Annotated in this window: 13 protein-coding genes and 2 pseudogenes; 7 read left to right on the forward strand and 8 right to left on the reverse strand. The window is 43.3% G+C overall.

Annotation, left to right across the window (positions count from 1 at the left end; all coding sequences use genetic code 11):
* Nucleotides 1-116 precede the first annotated feature (116 nt).
* Nucleotides 117-227, forward strand: a pseudogene (locus EWV60_RS23290) (type II toxin-antitoxin system HicA family toxin); the annotation flags it as partial.
* Between the two features lie 72 nt (nucleotides 228-299).
* On the opposite strand, the gene EWV60_RS14905 reads toward EWV60_RS23290, so the two are convergent.
* Nucleotides 300-599, reverse strand: coding sequence for a hypothetical protein (locus EWV60_RS14905; protein WP_287233084.1), 300 nt, complete (start codon nucleotides 597-599; stop codon nucleotides 300-302).
* A gap of 604 nt (nucleotides 600-1203) precedes the next feature.
* Between EWV60_RS14905 and EWV60_RS14910 the strand changes: the two genes are divergently transcribed.
* Genes EWV60_RS14910 through EWV60_RS14920 form a run of 3 tightly spaced genes read left to right on the forward strand, consistent with a single transcriptional unit; the run spans nucleotide 1204 to nucleotide 3595 of the window.
* Complete coding sequence (locus EWV60_RS14910) at nucleotides 1204-1950, forward strand: pseudouridine synthase (RefSeq protein WP_002755340.1); 747 nt, start codon at nucleotides 1204-1206, stop codon at nucleotides 1948-1950.
* Nucleotides 1951-1976: 26 nt separating this feature from the next.
* Nucleotides 1977-2738, forward strand: coding sequence for a helix-turn-helix domain-containing protein (locus tag EWV60_RS14915; protein ID WP_002737528.1), 762 nt, complete (start codon nucleotides 1977-1979; stop codon nucleotides 2736-2738).
* 8 nt (nucleotides 2739-2746) lie between these two features.
* Nucleotides 2747-3595 (forward strand): ADP-ribosylglycohydrolase family protein, encoded by an 849-nt coding sequence (locus EWV60_RS14920; RefSeq protein WP_287233087.1) that lies wholly within the window; start codon nucleotides 2747-2749, stop codon nucleotides 3593-3595.
* A gap of 207 nt (nucleotides 3596-3802) precedes the next feature.
* Here EWV60_RS14920 and EWV60_RS14925 read toward each other — a convergent pair whose 3' ends face one another.
* From EWV60_RS14925 to EWV60_RS14935, 3 genes are all read right to left on the reverse strand, one after another.
* Nucleotides 3803-4795 carry an aldo/keto reductase gene (locus EWV60_RS14925; protein ID WP_287233089.1) on the reverse strand — a complete coding sequence of 331 codons (993 nt, stop codon included), beginning with the start codon at nucleotides 4793-4795 and terminating at the stop codon, nucleotides 3803-3805.
* A gap of 155 nt (nucleotides 4796-4950) precedes the next feature.
* On the reverse strand, nucleotides 4951-8016 hold the full coding sequence (locus EWV60_RS14930) for an efflux RND transporter permease subunit (protein ID WP_287233091.1): 3066 nt from the start codon (nucleotides 8014-8016) through the stop codon (nucleotides 4951-4953).
* Nucleotides 8017-8274: 258 nt separating this feature from the next.
* Nucleotides 8275-9735: an efflux RND transporter periplasmic adaptor subunit gene (locus EWV60_RS14935; RefSeq protein ID WP_069475171.1), complete on the reverse strand. Its 1461-nt coding sequence runs from the start codon at nucleotides 9733-9735 to the stop codon at nucleotides 8275-8277.
* Nucleotides 9736-9998: 263 nt separating this feature from the next.
* On the opposite strand from EWV60_RS14935, the gene EWV60_RS14940 reads away from it, so the two are divergent.
* Together EWV60_RS14940 and EWV60_RS14945 are read left to right on the forward strand one after the other, a co-directional pair.
* The gene (locus EWV60_RS14940; protein ID WP_287233093.1) at nucleotides 9999-11360 is read left to right on the forward strand and encodes an SUMF1/EgtB/PvdO family nonheme iron enzyme; all 1362 of its coding nucleotides are present in this window, start codon (nucleotides 9999-10001) and stop codon (nucleotides 11358-11360) included.
* A gap of 362 nt (nucleotides 11361-11722) precedes the next feature.
* Nucleotides 11723-12349: a transposase gene (locus tag EWV60_RS14945; RefSeq protein ID WP_287233095.1), complete on the forward strand. Its 627-nt coding sequence runs from the start codon at nucleotides 11723-11725 to the stop codon at nucleotides 12347-12349.
* A gap of 135 nt (nucleotides 12350-12484) precedes the next feature.
* Here the strand turns inward: EWV60_RS14945 and EWV60_RS14950 are convergent, their stop codons facing one another.
* Nucleotides 12485-12664, reverse strand: a complete 180-nt coding sequence (locus tag EWV60_RS14950) for a hypothetical protein (RefSeq protein ID WP_287233097.1) — start codon at nucleotides 12662-12664, stop codon at nucleotides 12485-12487.
* 53 nt (nucleotides 12665-12717) lie between these two features.
* Nucleotides 12718-14278: pseudogene (locus EWV60_RS14955) on the reverse strand (hypothetical protein).
* Between the two features lie 140 nt (nucleotides 14279-14418).
* Here EWV60_RS14955 and EWV60_RS14960 point away from each other — a divergent pair.
* The gene (locus tag EWV60_RS14960; protein WP_002755330.1) at nucleotides 14419-14910 is read left to right on the forward strand and encodes a hypothetical protein; all 492 of its coding nucleotides are present in this window, start codon (nucleotides 14419-14421) and stop codon (nucleotides 14908-14910) included.
* Here EWV60_RS14960 and EWV60_RS14965 read toward each other — a convergent pair.
* A complete protein-coding gene (locus EWV60_RS14965) occupies nucleotides 14907-15941 on the reverse strand; it encodes a M42 family metallopeptidase (protein WP_287233099.1) in 1035 nt (344 codons plus the stop codon). The genes EWV60_RS14960 and EWV60_RS14965 overlap by 4 nt on opposite strands.
* A 115-nt stretch (nucleotides 15942-16056) precedes the next feature.
* A complete protein-coding gene (locus EWV60_RS14970; protein ID WP_193977617.1) occupies nucleotides 16057-17394 on the reverse strand; it encodes a helix-hairpin-helix domain-containing protein in 1338 nt (445 codons plus the stop codon).
* Nucleotides 17395-17547: the final 153 nt, after the last annotated feature.

Below are 17547 nucleotides of genomic sequence, written 5' to 3' on the forward strand. Positions count from 1 at the left end.
GCAATTTTTGTCAATTGTTTGCGATCTGGAGCGAACTAATCAATTAAATCTCTTGCCAGATAAGGATTTAGTCGATTTATGCCCCCCTATCGAACCATACCAAGTAACGAAGAACCGAAAATGTTTCTGCAATTATTGTTATACCAACCCATGTAAATCGAGATTTACCGATAGGAACATTAAAAGGTATTCTCAAAGATTCAGGATTAACTGAAGATGATATTTGACAACGTAACGCACCAATTTGATGATAAATTTGGGCGTTACGGCGGATTATTAATTGTAGTTTTTCATCAGAATTAGTAACCGCAAACACGCCCCCTACCAGATCGGCGTACTGCTACGCAGTGCCTTCGGCATCGCACTTCTATCAATTGCCGATTTCTTTCTTCTCTCATTTGATGAATAATTTCAGTAACACCGGTTTCAAATGGGTTTCCCTGACGACGTTCATAAATGGCTTTTCGAGTTGCGTCAATTCGTTCTAATGCAATTTCCCAAGAGGGGTGATCTTTGAGTTTTTTTCCTAACAATTCCTGTTCTTCTAGGGACAAGGATTTAATTGCATTAACTAGAGATTCCACGAGTTGAATATTCATTTTTTTACATCTTTGACCAAAATTATCGGTATTTATGAAGAGTTATTATAGCCTAGCCTTTGAATTATAACAAAGAGAGGCAAACTCCGTCATTTACGTCCTCAATTCATCATCAATCAAGGTTTACCGCTTGGATAAGTACCTAGGCAAAATTAGTTAGATATTTCGATAAAGCTTTTGCCTTTTGTCTCTTGCCTCTTGCCTATCTTCACTAGGAAATTTATTTTGCAAGACTACTTAACCGAGAAATAACCCGTTTAAAGTCATATCCCCCCGTAAGGAAAATTAACCCGACTTTTTTAACAATTGTCGGCAAAATTTTGCTTGCTTTTTTCACGGCTTTTTGAGATGATCTTTTTATAAGACTTTATATATAATGGAGTGTTTGAGTCAAAAAAAAAATGCACAGATTCCCATTATAAGAAAAGTATAACCGAAGCCGCCGCCCAAGTCAAGGGATCACTCCTCTTTTTTTTCAGAAGTTTTCCAAGAAAAAAATCAAAGAGGCAGCCGGAGATATTCGGTTTTTCTTCACTTTTTGGGCGAAAAAACCCTTTTAGGATGCCTATAATAGGAGATAGAAAGGGTTAAAAATAAAAAAAAAATGGCGGAGAGAGTCCAGAAAATCCTTGCCCAGTGGGGGATTGCCTCCCGAAGAAGGGCGGAGGAGATGATTGTGGCCAGACGAGTCAGACGGAATGGCAAAATCGTGCAGTTAGGAGAAAAAGCCGACCCGGAAAAAGATCACCTAGAGATAGACGGAAAAAAAATTGAACCGGCCAATCGTCCTAAAAGATTGTATATACTGGTCAACAAACCCATTGGCGTGGTTTCTACCTGTAAGGATCCACAAAACCGGCCGACGGTGATTGACCTTTTGCCCGACTCCCTCGCCAGCGAGACGGGGTTACATCCCGTAGGAAGGTTGGACATCAACACCACTGGGGCTTTACTCCTCACCAACGACGGTCAACTCACCCTCACCCTCACCCATCCCCGTTATCATTTGCCCAAAACCTATCGGGTTTGGCTAGATGGTGCGATTGATACACTTGCTCTCCAGCGTTGGCGAGAAGGTATCCTCTTAGAGGGAAAAAAAACCTTACCCGCACAGGTTGAGATACTCAAGCAAACCGACCAAAAAACCCTACTAGAAGTTATTTTAGTGGAGGGAAGAAATCGGCAGATTCGCTCTGTAGCTGAAGAATTAGGTTATCACGTCCTGAAACTTCATCGCAGTGCCATCGGTCCTATTAAACTAAACTCTGGTAATAATTCCCCCTTACCCTTGGGTCATTACCGTTTTTTAACCCTTGATGAACTGAAATATTTAAAAAACCAGATTAACTAAGCTGAAAGTCAGCCCCTAATAGCGATATGTTTCGCCTTCTCCAATCACAACTTGATCCCCAGCATAAACAACGAACCAAATTACTGGAAATCGGCGTTTATTTGCAAAAAAATCGCCTAGAACAGTCCCTTTCTCTCGAGGAAATTGCCCAGAAAACCCTAATCCCGCGCCATCGCCTAGAAGCACTGGAAGCGGGGGATTTGGAGGCATTGCCCGAACCGATTTATATTCGTTGGTTAATCAAACAATTTGCCGATAGTCTGTCCCTGGATGGTGAGACGATTAGCCGGCGTTTTCCCACCAAGGTCAATAACTTTTTCAGGGGAACAAAACCATCTTTATCGCTGCCGAGTCTTCAAATTCGCCCGATTCATCTCTATTTTCTCTATTTAATCTTAGTTATTGGTTCCGTACAAACCCTATCCCACGTCCTGCAAAAATCGGTACTGCAATCGAATCGCTTACCACCGCCTTCCTTACCACAACAGCAAATTGTCCAACCGAAAAGCAACCCCCTTCAACCAGTAGCCAACAAAACCAGCAATAATCAGCAGCTGGTGGTGGAGGTAAAACTGGAAGATGACTGCTGGATGCGGGTGGTGGTGGATGGCAAGACAGAATTTGAGGGTGTGCTGCCCCAGGGAAGCCATCGCACTTGGCAAGCAAACCGAGAATTAACCGTGAGAGCGGGTAATGCCGGCGGGGTTTACGTTGCGGTTAATAATGCCAATGCTAAACAACTGGGGCAACCGGGCAAAGTTGGGGAAGTCACCTACCGGGCAAATTGAGCTAATTTATGCAGAAGGTCTTTTCACCCCTTGATCGCCTTCAGGGAGGGTTAATCGGGGCATATATTGGGGAATCCTTGCATAATCAACCCCTAATACCAGCCTTTAACTATGAGGCTACACCGAGGACGACCCTGCTTTTGCAAGCTCTGCAATCTCAGGAAGATTTGCCCATTGCGATCGCAGCTAGGCAGCAGTCGGAATCGGCGTTATTATTTGTGCTGTTGCCGGAAATTTTAACCTGGCCTGACCATAAGGAACGTTGGCAAGCTAGATTAAATTTTTGGCTGAAAAAGGGTTTAATTTCCGAGTTAACCCGACAAGAAGCGATAATTTGGGGAGAGGCGGTAGGTATGTTATTACAGGGAAAAAGGCCTTTAAATCAGTTAATCGGGCAATTACTAACTATTAACCCCAAGAATAAGCTATTAGAGCAGATTCAGTCAGCTTTAGGGCAAAATCGTCCCCTAGAGTCCACTTTATCGGCTTGGGTGAAAGATATCTCACCTTTAGGAATTGCGATCGCAGCTTCTCTCTATACCTTTCTGCAAACGAGCGAGGATTTCGCCGTTAGCGTGCGTCGTGCTAATTCTAGTCCCTATCAACGGCAATTAACCACCACTTTAGCGGGAATTTGGGCGGGATTGTACAACGGGATCGAGGGGATTCCCCTAGCTTGGCGGCAAAATTTGCCGAAAGAGTCAGTTAAACAGCAATTAATCGATAAAGCTGGGGAAATCTATCGAATTTCTTTGGGTGTATCTCCTCATCTTGTCCTATCTCCTCATACTGCCGTCGCTTACGGGGGAACAATCCAACCCCGTCCTAGCTTAAAATTGGTCTCTCAAGATAAGTAGGGTTTGCTGAATAAATCTAGAAACCTTTTTGGATAATATCTTTAGGCTTTTTTGACCTCAAAAATTGCTGGTTTTTTGAGTAATCGGGGGGAAATTGGCTCTCTTATTCTTTGTCTGATCAGTTTAACTTATAAGCGATCAATCTTTGTGCCCTTTGTGTCTTTGTGGTTCTTTCCACACCCCACCAACAAGCTTTTTCAGCAAACCCTACTTAGTTTGAAAGATATTTTGTACCATTTTTTTATCCAAACCCACGGCAATTTTATCTAATTCTGCTATTTCCCCGCTGTCTAAACTCCATCCTAAAGCACCTAAATTATCCTCAGCTTGCCGAACATTTTTAGCTCCGGGGATAGGAATTGTTCCCTTACAGATACACCAATTTAAAGCAACTTGGCTAATAGTTTTATTTTTAGCTTGGGCGATAACTTTTAGGCAACTAATCAGAGGAGAAATAGCGGGAATTAATTGACCAAAAAGGAAGCGACGTAATCCTGGGGGTAAGTTTTTATTATCTCGATATTTCCCCGTTAATAAACCCAAAGCTAAGGGACTATAGGCAATAATTTTAATACCAAATTGATCACATAGTTCCTTTAATCCTAAGTCAGTGAGAGGATAGGTAGAAAGGAGAGAATACTGTACCTGTAAGCTGGTAATAGGAATGCCGCGACTGGCAAACTTTTGATAGGCAGACTTCAATCTTTTCGGTCCAAAATTGGATAAACCGACTCCTTTAACTAACCCCTTTTCCAGACAATCCCCCAATCCGTCTAATAATCCCCCCTCCTGCCATGGCGCATAATTGCCCGTTGACCAGTGCATTTGCACTAAATCCACCGGGCGACCTAATCTGGTTGCCGAAGCTTGACAAGCTTTCACCATGGCATGACGGGTTAAACGCCAAGGATAAGGGGCGAGTTTGGTGGCAATACGGATATGATCAGCGTTATAACCGCTATATTCCCCTGTAAAGCGTCCTAATAGCTTCTCACTCTGTCCGTTGAGTTTGCCTGTCCCGTAGGAGTCTCCCGTATCAAATAGGGTGACACCCCGCTCGACGCAGAGATTAAAAACCGCTTGTAACTGGCTATCCATACTCTCATCATAACCCCAGAGAAGACGATTTCCCCAGGCCCAAGTACCGCAGCCCATGGGGGGAAGAGATAGAGTTTGATGTGTGACTGTCAAGGGATTCATGGGTTAGTTTTTCTGGGTTTTTTCTCAAGCTTTCAGCAAGATATTTTATACTAAATCTGGTTATTAAAGACTGATTATTTATTCCCCTTTTTGCATGAGTGCATAAGTAGAAAACGGGTTTCTCCGAGAAACCCGTTTTCTGTGCGGTATTACTACTAAATCGACGTGGGTTTTTGTTTAACAAATAATCCCCGCAACCAATAGTAAAAACTATCGATGTAAGTAAAGATTACCGGTACAACCACCAAAGTTAATAGGGTGGAAGTGGTAAAACCACCAATAACAGCAATTGCCATCGGTGCGCGAATTTCCCCATCTGCACCTAAAGCTAAAGCAATCGGTAACATCCCGGCAATTGTGGAAACGGAGGTCATAATAATTGGTCGTAAACGAGAGACTCCCGAATCAATCATCGCCTTAAATTGCGGTTTCCCTGACTCAATACCACTCAGGGCAAAATCTACTAACAGAATCGCATTTTTAGTGACTAACCCCATCAGTAAAACTATGCCAATTAAAGCGTATAAACCTAACTCTTTTTGGGTAATTAAAAGAGCGATTAAAGTACCACCAATCGATAAAGGAAGGGAAGTTAAAATCGCTAGGGGATAGAGAAAATTGTTATACAACAATACCAGAATCCCATAGATAGAAATAATTGCTAAACTTAACGCCCCCAAAAAACGAGCAAAGATATCGCGCATAATGCGAGCATCACCAAAGGGTTCTTCTGTCACCTCTGGGGGTAAGTTTTTCATGATTGGTAAAGCGCGAATTTGTGTCACCGCACTTCCCAAAGAAACTCCCTCTAAATTAGCTCCAATATTAACCTGACGTTGACGGTTAAAGCGTTGAATTTCCGCAGGTCCACTACCTAAGCTAATTGTCGCCACCGAGTTAAGCGGAACTAACGTCCCATTACTGCTAGGAACGCGCAAATTTTGCAGAGTTTCTATCTCGCTGCGTCCATCATTGGCAATTTTCACCCGGATGGGAATTTGTCGGTCAGCAAGGTTAAATTTAGCTAAATTAAACTCATTATCGCCGATTAAAGCTAAAGATGCAGTACGGGCGATCACTCTGACTGAGACTCCCTGATCGGCAGCTCGGACAGGATCCGGTTGAATAATAATCTCCGGTTTAACTAAACTTACCCCGGAACTGACCTCGACAAAACCGGGTAAAGCTCGCATTTGTCGCTCTAATTTTTGGGCAGTTTGGGTTAAAATATCGCCATTTTCACTTTTTAAAATAATAGCGACATCCTTAGTGCTTCCTGCTCCCCCCTGCGCTCGAAAAGTCACTCTAGCCCCCGGTATCTTCTGGAAATCCCGACGGGTTTGTTCCTCAAATTGCCGTTGAGTTAGCGATCGCTGTTCCTTAGGAACCAAATTAACATATATTAAGCCCGTATTTATCCGTCCCGAATCTCCCGGAATAGCCAAAACATTAGCGACGGCGGGATTTTTTTGCAGTAAACTATTCACCTGATTAGCCACGGCAACAGTATCATTCAAAGTCGCACCGGGAGGCAATTCTAGACTGATCGTACTTAATCCAGTATCCCCGGAACTAAATAACCCTTTTGGAATCAAGGGAACTAACTGTAAACTACCGATAAAAAAGGCCAAAGCCGCCAATAAAGTCAGGATTCGATGACGTAAAGCCCAAGTTAACAAACTTTTGTAGGGACGAAAACGGGGGCGCGAGGAGGGATTATTATCACCAGTTTTGAGCTTTTTCGGCTGTAGAATATAGGCACTTAACATCGGGGTGACGGTGACAGCGATCAAACTGGAAAACAAGGTAGAAACCGCCACCGTAACGCCGAAAGGTTGAAAGAATTGCCCCGGCACACCGCCCATAAAAGCAACCGGCAGGAATACCGCCATAATTGCCGCCGCACTGGCTAAAACGGCTAATCCAATCTCTTTTGAGGCATCAAAAGCCGCTGGCAGGGGTTTTTTACCCATAGCTAAATGTTGATCGATGTCCTCCACCATACACACCGCATCATCCACCAGATTACCCAAAGCTAAAGCTAAGGCCAGTAGAGTCATGCCGTTAAGGGTATAATTTAGGGACTGCATCACCCAAAAAGTCGGGAAAATCGACAAAGGCAGGGCCAAACCCGTGATAATCGTGGCGCGCCAATTGCCTAAAAATAGACCCACCGTGATCACCGTCATCATACAACCAATCAGGAGATCGCTCAGAAGACTTTCGTAACTAGCACGAATTGAGTCAGCACGGGTAAAAATTAATTGAAATTTAATATCTTCGGGCAGTTTTTTCTTTAAATTCTCGATTTCTTGACGTACTGCTGTTTCTACCGTCACCAAGGTGCTGCCAGTCCCCCGTAAAATCGAAAAACCCACCACTGGCTGCCCATCTAAGAGGGCCATTTGTCGAGGATCACTGGAACTATCGCTAACTGTCCCTAAATTGCTTAAGGGGACGCTATCACCGTTAGGTAAAGAGATTTGATAATTTCTTAAATCTTCGATCGTTTCAGCGCTGCCGAGGGTGCGGACAGTTTGTTCACTGCCGGCGATTTCCGATCGCCCTCCGGGTAAATTAATATTAAAACTACGAATTTGGTCATTAACCGCCGTGGCCGTGATACCGTAGGCGATCAGACGACCGGGATCTAAATCTACACGCACTTCTCGATCGACTCCCCCAACGCGATCGACTCGTGCTACCCCCGGCACTCCCGTTAAAGCGCGGCCAATTTGACGATCAACTAGATCACTTAATTCGGCGATCGATCTTTTCGGGGAGGAGATGGTGTAGTTCATCACCGCACCCCCGGCAAATTCTAAACGTTGGACAATTGGATCATTAGTATCTTGGGGTAAATCCTGCCGAATTTGCGCTATGGCATTGCGTACATCATTGGTAGCGCGATCGCTGTTAGTGCCAAGGATAAAGTTAACGGTGGTGGTGCTGCTGCCTTCGTTAACGGTAGAAGTAATTTGATCGATATTACCCAAAGCAGCCACCGCATCCTCGACTTTTTTGGTGACTTGGGTTTCCAATTCCTCTGGACCTGCGCCGGGTTGATTAACAGTGATAATCACGGCCGGAATGTCAATATTAGGAGAGCGATCGATCCCTAATCCTAGAAAGGCAATGTATCCCATTAAGGCCATAACCAGGGAGATCAGGATCGTGGGAATGGGATTTTTGATAGACCAATTAGAAATATTAAAAGCCATAATTTCAGTTATCAGTTATCAGTTATCAGTTATCAGTGGGTAAGTTATCAGTTATCAGATGTGAGTTTTCAGTTACCGGTTATCAGTTACCAGATGTGAGTTTTCAGTTACCGGTTATCAGTTATCAGATTTGAGTTTTAAGTTTTAAGTTTTGAGTGAGCAGTATATATTAAGTGAGCCTGATCAAATGGCAGTTTGCTACTGTCTTTTCACCGATCACTGATTACTGATTACTGTTTACTGATCACTGATTACTGATTACTGATCGCTGATTGCTGTAATTTTGTCGCCATCACCGAGATAGGCTGCCCCTTTGACCACAATGCGATCGCCCGCTTGTAAACCGGTGAGAATTTCCACGCGGTTATTGGGCATAATTTGACCTAATTGCACAGTTTTGGCGGTAACAGTGTTATCAGGTTCCACTAAATAAACTAGAGCTTGATTATCTTTTTGAGGTAAAACCGCGGTCATGGGGACGGTTAAACTATTGCTAGTATTCGTCACGATCGCACCTCGTAAAAACATCCCCGGTTTTAACCCTGTATTGTCGGTTAAATCGACTTTAACCGTTGCTTGACGGGATGCCTCATCGACGATGGGATTAATTTCGCGCACCTGTCCTGATAATTTTAAACTGCTATTAGCATCGGAAGTGATAGTAACGGGCGCTCCGACGCGGATTAAGGGCAATTGATTCTCAGGAACCCGCAATCTTAGCTCTAAACGGCCGTTTTCGATGATTTTAAAGAGAGCATTTTGACCGTTGGTGGTATCCCCGATGCGGCCATTTCTTTCGGCAATTTTGCCACTGACTGGGGAAATCAGGCGCGTCTCGTTTAATTGGGCTTTAACAATGGCTAAACGGCTTTGAGCTTCCGCTAATTGGGCTGTAGCTTGGGCGATCACTTCAGGACGATTGCCCGCTTGCAATTGTGCCAGCTGCTGCTCTGCTTCTCCTAAACGGGATTGGGTCTGTTGTACGATCGCCGCTTTGTTTCTTTCTTCGTTGAGGACTTCATCGAGACGATCCCGGGCGATCGCTCCTTCCGCTTCTAAACTTTGGTTTCTCTGGACCCGTTTTTTAGCCAAATCCCAATCCGATCGAGCTTGACTAATTTCGGCTTTTATGCGTTGAATAGTTTGTTTAGCTCCAGCGATCTCCTCTTTACGGCTCCCCGCTTGCAATTCTGCCAAACGCGCTCGGGATTGGGCGACATTTGCCTGTGCTTGGGTTAATTGCGCTTGTAGGACGGTATCATCGAGACGAGCGAGAATTTGACCTTGGCTAACGATATCACCCTCATCGACAAAGATTTCTTTGATTTGTAGTCCTGTCGCTTGGGAAAGAATCGGGATTAATTCATCGGCTGCCACGCTTCCAGTCGCTTTCAGGGTGCGGGCCACGGGAGTAGATTCTACCCTAGTGGTGGTTACTGTTTGTGCTGGTGCTTCATTTTTTGCCGCTACGGGCTGAGTATTGGGGTTTTGGGCTGTTTGGGGTCGATTAGCGAAACGAGTCGCCCCTAGGGTCAATAAAACCCCCAATCCCACACCGATAAATAAACCCTTTCCTCCCGATAGCCAAGAGTTGGTTTTTGTCGGTTTTGGCGAGTATTCGGTTTTCTCTGGCTCAATTTCAGGATTAAGTGCGATAATTTCGGGAACTAGCGAATTATCGGCTGAATGCTGGTTATTTTCTAGGGTATCTGGCCGCACGGTCTGCCCTCTCGGTAGATTCTGGATAAAATGTTAAGTTTTGTATCCATTTATAATCTAACGGAAAAAGGTCGCGGGTGGGGAAAGTGAGAAAGTGGACTTGCTGTAAAAATCCCAAATTGTCCTGGTTGGTGAGGAATCAGTAGTTAGGAGACTCCGAGACAGGAGAATTAAGAATGAGTAATAATCAATTAAATGGTTTATTTAGAGATTTTCTGCCAGTTAATCTGGCTCTCCCCTACTTGTGGTCATAAGAAAAAGTTATGAAAAAGTCAGAGATCCAAATTTTCTTGGCCCATGCCAGTGAGGACAAACCAGCAGTTTTGGCACTGTATAACCGCCTTAAGCAAGCGGGGTATAAACCTTGGTTGGATGAAGAAGACCTGATTGCGGGTCAAATTTGGCGAGATGAAATTCCGAAAGCGATTAAAGCTAGTCAGATTTTTCTGGCCTGTCTGTCAGGGAAATCGGCTAAACAGGGATACATCCAACGGGAGTTGAGGATTGCACTTGATACCTTGGGACAGATGCTACCGGGGACAATTTTTTTTATTCCTATGAGGTTAGAAGAATGCGAAATTCCTGATCTGCGAAGTGCAGAAGTTGGCTTGAATCTGCGAGATATTCACCGGCTTGATTATTGGAAAGAAAACGGATTTGAGCAACTAGAAAGAGCAATTACCTATCAGTTCAAGCTTGAACCAGAAGAGCTAAAACAATCGGTAATCGTTCCAGAAGAGCCAAAAAAACTGTTATCAGTATTTAACTTTGAGATCGTGGGAGTAAATGCGAAGGGTGAGCAAATCAAAAAAGAGTCGAAGCAGTCCCAATATTTCGCCCAAGATTTGGGCAATGGCATTACCTTAGAAATGATTGCCATCCCAGGGGGTACATTCACGATGGGAACAGAAGACGAGGAAATCGAAAGACTGGTGAAAAAATTTAACTGGGACGGATTTAGATGGGAAAGACCTCAACATCGAGTAACCGTTTCTTCTTTCTACATGGGACGTTATCCCATCACCCAGTCCCAGTGGAAAGCGATCGCCGCAACCGCTAAAATAGACATCGACCTGGAGACAAACCCTTCTAACTTCAAAGGGGATGAGCTACCCGTAGAAATTGTCAACTGGTATCAAGCAACGGAATTCTGTAAACGACTATCAAGGGAAACAAAACGGGAGTATCGGCTACCGAGTGAGGCGGAATGGGAGTACGCTTGTCGTGCTGGAACCACCACCCCATTCTACTTTGGGGAAACCATTACCGGGAAATTTGCCAACTACCGTGCCAGTAATACCTACGCAGAAGAAGCGAAGGGAGAATATCGACAACAAACGACTCCCGTGGGACAATTTCCCCCCAATGCCTTCGGGCTATACGATATGCACGGCAATGTCTGGGAGTGGTGCGCCGATACCTGGCACGATAATTATGACGGTGCGCCGAGGGATGGCAGTGTCTGGACAGAAAATGGGAATGATAATCGTTCTCCTCTGCGGGGCGGTTCTTGGTGCTTCAATCCATATTTCTGCCGTTCCGCTTACCGCGGCTTCAACAACCGCCGCGACTTCAGCAGCTTCTACGGTTTTCGGGTGGTGTGCGGTGCTGGGAGGACTCTGTAACCCTTTTCCCCTTTTTTTCCCTTTTTACCCTCATTTCCTATTTTTTCTTTTTTCTTTTCTTTCCCGCCCTTAGGCGGGTCGATTTTGTAGGGGCGAACTGTGGTCAGTGAGTTTATCGAACTGCGTTCGCCCGCCAGCAATAATCGGGTTAATCACGGGATTGGGGCGCACGCGGTGCGCCCCTACGGGTTTTGGGGGGTTGGGTTTTTTGGGGTTTTTTGGTGGGGGTTGGGCGCACGCGCCCCTACGGGTTTTGGGGGGGTTGGGTTTTTTGGGGGTTTCAGGAAAAATACGTCGGTGTGAATTGCGATCGCTTATGATGGGAATTGATAAGAGGTTTTGTTAGTATTGCGGGAATATATATGACCTTTGATCCTGAAAAACATCATCGTCGTTCTATTCGCCTCAGAAATTATGATTATTCCCAACCCGGAGCATATTTTGTCACTATTTGTACCTACCAAAAACAATCCTGGTTTGGAGAAATCAAAAATGGGCAAATATACCTTAATCAATTAGGAAAAATTGTTGCTGATGAATGGCTAAAAACCTGCAAAATTCCACCTAATTTTAAATTGGATGAATGGGTTATTATGCCCAATCATTTTCATGGAATTGTTATAATTAATGATTATTCTGGCGACGATCAGAGTTTGGGCGCACGCGATGCGCCTCTAGATTTGGGCGCACGCGATGCGCCTCTAGATTTGGGCGCACGCGATGCGCCCCTACAGCAGAAACCGAATTCTTTATCGTCATGTATTGCGGGGTTTAAATCGGCGGTTACTAAACGAATTAATTTGCTTCGACAGAACACAGATACTCCTATCTGGCAACGCAATTATTATGAATCAATTCTTCGAGATGAAAAGTATCTAGCAGTTGTTCGAGAATATATTATTAACAATCCCAAAAACTGGCCAAATGATCGAGATTATCTGCCAATCGATCAACAATCACAAGAATTATATTTAGATTTGTTGTTTTAAGCGAGAATATAAAACAGTAGGGGCGAACCGCGTTCGCCCAGAGCCAATAATTAGCCCACCACCAATATCGAATTAATCAAAAAATTCAATTTTGTTTATCTGTAGGGGCGCACCGCGTTCGCCCACCCCCAATTATTAACCCACCACCAATTTGTGTAAGGTTTCTAGCTTTTGATCGAAATCTTTTTCGAGATTATCTAGCTTTTGATCAACATCTTTCTGGAAGGTGTCTAGCTTTCGATCAACACTTTGAATACTATCTTTAATTTCCTTAAGGACAGATTCGAGGGAATAGGGAATGGTTTCTTCTGTCATTGCGGTTAACTCCTATCAGTCGAGAGATAATGTAATTATCGATAAAAATCCTCTTAATTCTCCACTTCATTTTTTTTCGGGAAATCCCGCCTCATCTTCTAATTTATCGCTGATTTCTGGCAGTTTTAGCAATATTCCAGCGAATAACCAATAGTAAACAGAAATAGGCTCGACGGAGAGAGGATAATAGTAGGGATTATAGCTAATAAAAAGTATAAAAATCCAGATACAGAGACCCCAATGCTTTAAAACGGGATTTTTTACTTTTAAATAGGCTTTAAAGGTGAGAATACAGAGAATTGTCACCAGTGCCATAAGAGCGATAAAACCGACGATACCGATTTCGTAGATAAGTTTAGCGTAGTAGGTTTCAATTAGTCTTATCCCATCTTCCCCCACTATATGACGAGCGCCAGTGGTAGCTGTGCCTAAACCAAAACCAAAAAGCTGTAAATATCTTAAGGCCCACTGCATTTGATTGCCTACAAAGTCAATGGGAGACGAATATAGCCAGCGACCGATAAAATTTAGCCCTCTTTCCCGAATAAAGGGAATTAACATCACCGCGAGCAGGGAAAGCATCGCCACAATTACCAATTTTAATGGTAACTTTTGCTTATTTTTGCTAGTAGCAATAAAAAGAACTAAGTAAAACAAAGGTACTAGCAAAAAAGGTAATCTTTGTCCAGAAACCAGAGTCGCAAGGAAGACTAAAACTATGGCCACCCAACCAGCGACGCGCCATCTTTTTTGTGGATCACTAAAACTGGCTGCGTAACTGATGACGCTACTAGATACTAAAAACCAACCCCATTGCCAAGGATCGGAAAATGTGCCGGGGAGACGAATTAAGCCTCGATCGGGATTATACAACACCGAACCCCCGACAAAACATTGAGCTTTCAAGCTGGCTTTGGCGGTAATATCTGGATAAAATTGGGTATCGGATTTGGGGGCACTAACTTCTAGTTGATTGAAGAATTCACTATTGTGACAGATGCCTTGGAGGAGTAAAAAGTATTGAATTAGAGCTAAACTGCAACAGACTAAGATCATCACGATTAAAAGCCGATTAACCACGAATAAATCCCGTTTTTGCTCGATTAAATAGTAGCCACAGAGAACCAGGGGAATATAACCGAGGATGGTTTTTAATCCCACAATTCCCACAACAATTGATCCTTGGGGCAGATTGACAAAAAGAAAAGTTATCAAGCTGATGGCAAGTAAAATTAAAGCCGTGAGGAGAAAAGGCTTGATTTGCGGGCTTAATTGCTTAAAAGTTTTGGTTTTAATTAAAATTGCCGCTAAAGCTGGTAAATAAAAGGCATCCTTGGCGATTTTGTAGAGAGCATAGGATGGCTCTTCACCAATGAAGTTGCCCTTTACCTGAAAAACTCTCACTACGGCAAAAGTGACGGTATTACTCAGGGGAAGATAGATGAGCAGGGCTAATAATCCCAGACGGGGATGGATAAAAGAAGCAACCATGGCAGGAACTGCCAAAATACCTAATAAAGATGCTTTTTCGTCAAATAAAATCCCCAAAACTACACTAATTATTGTGGTGGCGATCACTAATATAGTTAGTGACAGGGAGTTACTCTCTTTCATGCCGTACAGCTTTAACAGGTTTAGCAGAAAGTCTAACAGATTTTTGTCAAGATTCTCATTCTCAATGGCCGAGAGTTTCCTTTTGCTTCTTACCTGTTGCTATACTTATGTAAAATTTCATTTATCTCGATCTTGACTCCGTGGCCGAAAATCTTTCTTTTCAAGACCTTTATCAAGCTGGAATCAGTGCCTTTGAGCGTGGACAATATCGTCTTAGTATCCAGCAATTAAATGCGGCTTTAGCCTTAATTTCCTTAGGATCTCGAGCAGGGGGTGAGATTCAAATTTGGTTAATTTCTGCCCATCAGGGGTTAGGAGAGGGGGAGAAAGCTAGTGAAATCTGTAGGCAACTTATTACCCATCCTATCTATCAAATTCGCGAACAGGCCAAGCGTCTGCTTTATATTATCGAAGCTCCCCGTCTCAAACGCCCAGATGAGTGGATGACGAAGATTCCCGATTTAGAGAAACTTCCCGATAGCGCACCGCAATTTAAAAAGGGAACAAATAAACAGAAAAAAGAAGAACCCCCCGCACCCATGCAGTTAGAGCAGCATAAAAATACTGTTTTTATCGGACTAGCGATCGCTATTATTCTATTGATGCTCTGGTTTTTTGCTAAAAATAGCTAAATTAGTTGACAATAAGCTTGTAATATGCTAATGCAGTTGGCTATGGCTCCTAAATGGGCGATTTCATAACCGTGGGTGTTTTGGGTGGGAAAACCTAAGCAAGCGGCCTTAGCTACATGACCGAATTTCATGGCAATGGAGGCATCGCTACCAAAACCACTAATAATAGCTAATTGCAGTGGTATTCCCGCCTTTTCGGCCGCAATTCGTAATTCTTGATTTAATTGCTCATCATAGATACCGTAACCATCCTGAGACAATAACACAGGACTGCTGCCATCCTTAATCGGATATTCAGGAGCGAGGGGACAGATTTCTAGGGCAATTAAAGCATCTAAGCGGTTATTTGCGGTAAAAAATAAGGCCCCTAATGCTCCTACCTCCTCCTTAGCTGAGGCAACCAGATATATATCCACCGCAGGGTTAATTATTCTGGCCGCTAATGCCAAAAGAATCGCCACGGAAGCTTTATTATCAAGGGTATAACTGGCAATGTAGTCTTTTAGTCGCAAGGGTTGTTTTCGGTGTTTTCCCACCACGACTCGACTACCGACGCGCACCCCGCAAGCGTCTAATTCTTCTGGAGTCAATTTCGTCTCTATCCATGCGGATTCCCAGGTGACGGGAGCGTTTTCCTGCTGCACTTTTTGCGGGGATTGATGGGAAATATGACGGGAACCAAAGGAGAGAATCCCCGATCTGGTTCCTTTATCACCGATAATATCCACCACTCCCTCTCCGTAAATCCAAGGAAAAGCTCCCCCGAGTTGGCGAATTTGCAGAGTACCATCGGGATTAATTGCTTTGATAATAGCCCCAATTTCGTCTTTATGACCGGTAATAGCAATTTTTTTAGTCGAATCCCGTCCTCTAATCTTGCCGATGACATTTCCCGCTTGATCTTGCCATGTTTCTAATCCTAACTCTTGAAAGCGTTCTAGTAAAAAGCGATCGATTTCCGTTTCCATCCCACTAGGAGAATGATGGAGGACAAGAGTGGCAATAGTGTCAAAGAGTTGATCAAAATCCATATTTATCTTGATTTTGTGGGTGGAAAAAGAATTATTATCGAAACCAGAAATCGAAAAGGTTTTACAGAAACAATATTGGCGCAATCATGGCCCTTGGGTGATTGCCAGTTAGCATTTAATGATTAATCAGAGGTGCGGAATTAGCCAGAAAACCGGCAACTTTCAGAGACTCTACCACTGAATTGTCATCCTCTACCCAATAGTTTTGTCCTAAACGCACAAATTGACGCTGAGTTCCCGCACCGATGGTGGCAATAACGGGAACTTTTGCCTTTTGTTTGTCTCCCGATTGCAGAATACTTTTAAGAAGATTTTGACGATTTTGGTTGACAACATCTTGCAGTGATAAATTAACCATCACCATTTTAATGGTTTCGATCGGTTCCGCATCTTCGATAATTAATTGTACCCGATCATCTCGGCGATCCACTTTTCCCCACACCATTAAAGTTGCTTCCTCCACTAATAATTTTTGCAGACGTTCGTAGCTATCGGAAAAAACCACCGCTTCCGACTGTCCCGAGGCATCTTCTAGGGTTAAAAAGGCCATGGGAGTCCCTTTTTTGGTCATAATTTTCTTGACGGCATTTAATAGGACAATGGCACTGACTTTTTTTCTGGTTTTGTGTTCTTCTAAATCAGCTAAATTGATGGGAGATAGGACTTGAGCGGCTCTTTGTAAAGCTTTTAAAGGATGTTCGGAAACATAAAAACCTAAATGTTCTTTTTCCAGTTTTAACTTTTCCTGTAGGGAAAAATCTTCCACTGCGGTGGCACTGGGAGACTGTTCAAACTCGGATTCTTGTTTATTTTCTATGCTCCCTCCTAGCATATCAAAAATATTCATTTGACCACTTTCTTTCTCTTTGGTGCGTTTTTGCGCCCAAGCAACTACTAATTCTAAATCTTCAATTAATTGATGGCGATTAGGTTGAATTTTATCAAAAGCACCACAATAAATTAGCGTTTCTAAAGCTCTTTTGTTGATCACTCGCAAATCAACACGCTCGCAAAAATCCCCTAAAGAAGTAAACTTTCCTCCCGCAGCTTCCCGGGCTTTTAAAATAGCCTCGATCGCATTTTCGCCCAGATTTCTAACTGCGGACAAACCAAAGAGAATTTTGCGTCCAATCGGGGTAAAATGTTTTTGCGATCGATTGATGTCGGGAGGTTCGACATCGATATTCATTTTCTGACAGTTTTCTCGATACTTTTCCACCTTATCCTGATTATCGCTACTAGCAGTTAGTAACGCTGTCATATATTCCACAGGATAATTAGCTTTTAAATAAGCAGTTTGATAGGTGACGTAAGCATAAGCGGTAGAGTGAGATTTATTAAAACAATTGGAGGCAATTAACCCGTTGCCCAGCAAAAAATTATGATCTTTCTTTACACCAATATCGTAAACGGGTTTTCTTCCCAAGGATTGACGACTGATAATTTTAACCATATTAGTAACTCAACTCTCCAGAGATTTTTACAACGGTGCTAATAGAAATATGGCATTTCTTTGCCAAATCAGGCCGCCAAAGTCCCAAAAATGGCTCTCTTATTCCTTGTAACATAAGTTTAACTTATATAAGAGCGATCAATCTTTGTGTCC

The sequence above is a fragment of the Microcystis sp. Msp_OC_L_20101000_S702 genome, assembly GCF_007095705.1.
GTDB lineage: Bacteria > Cyanobacteriota > Cyanobacteriia > Cyanobacteriales > Microcystaceae > Microcystis > Microcystis ichthyoblabe_A.

Bases quoted from the DNA above. Each gene is read 5' to 3' on its own strand.
- EWV60_RS14905 (WP_287233084.1), bottom strand. From the start codon at position 599: ATGAATATTCAACTCGTGGAATCTCTAGTTAATGCAATTAAATCCTTG.
- EWV60_RS14910 (WP_002755340.1), top strand. From the start codon at position 1,204: ATGGCGGAGAGAGTCCAGAAAATCCTTGCCCAGTGGGGGATTGCCTCC.
- EWV60_RS14915 (WP_002737528.1), top strand. From the start codon at position 1,977: ATGTTTCGCCTTCTCCAATCACAACTTGATCCCCAGCATAAACAACGA.
- EWV60_RS14920 (WP_287233087.1), top strand. From the start codon at position 2,747: ATGCAGAAGGTCTTTTCACCCCTTGATCGCCTTCAGGGAGGGTTAATC.
- EWV60_RS14925 (WP_287233089.1), bottom strand. From the start codon at position 4,795: ATGAATCCCTTGACAGTCACACATCAAACTCTATCTCTTCCCCCCATG.
- EWV60_RS14930 (WP_287233091.1), bottom strand. From the start codon at position 8,016: ATGGCTTTTAATATTTCTAATTGGTCTATCAAAAATCCCATTCCCACG.
- EWV60_RS14940 (WP_287233093.1), top strand. From the start codon at position 9,999: ATGAAAAAGTCAGAGATCCAAATTTTCTTGGCCCATGCCAGTGAGGAC.
- EWV60_RS14945 (WP_287233095.1), top strand. From the start codon at position 11,723: ATGACCTTTGATCCTGAAAAACATCATCGTCGTTCTATTCGCCTCAGA.
- EWV60_RS14950 (WP_287233097.1), bottom strand. From the start codon at position 12,664: ATGACAGAAGAAACCATTCCCTATTCCCTCGAATCTGTCCTTAAGGAA.
- EWV60_RS14965 (WP_287233099.1), bottom strand. From the start codon at position 15,941: ATGGATTTTGATCAACTCTTTGACACTATTGCCACTCTTGTCCTCCAT.
- EWV60_RS14970 (WP_193977617.1), bottom strand. From the start codon at position 17,394: ATGGTTAAAATTATCAGTCGTCAATCCTTGGGAAGAAAACCCGTTTAC.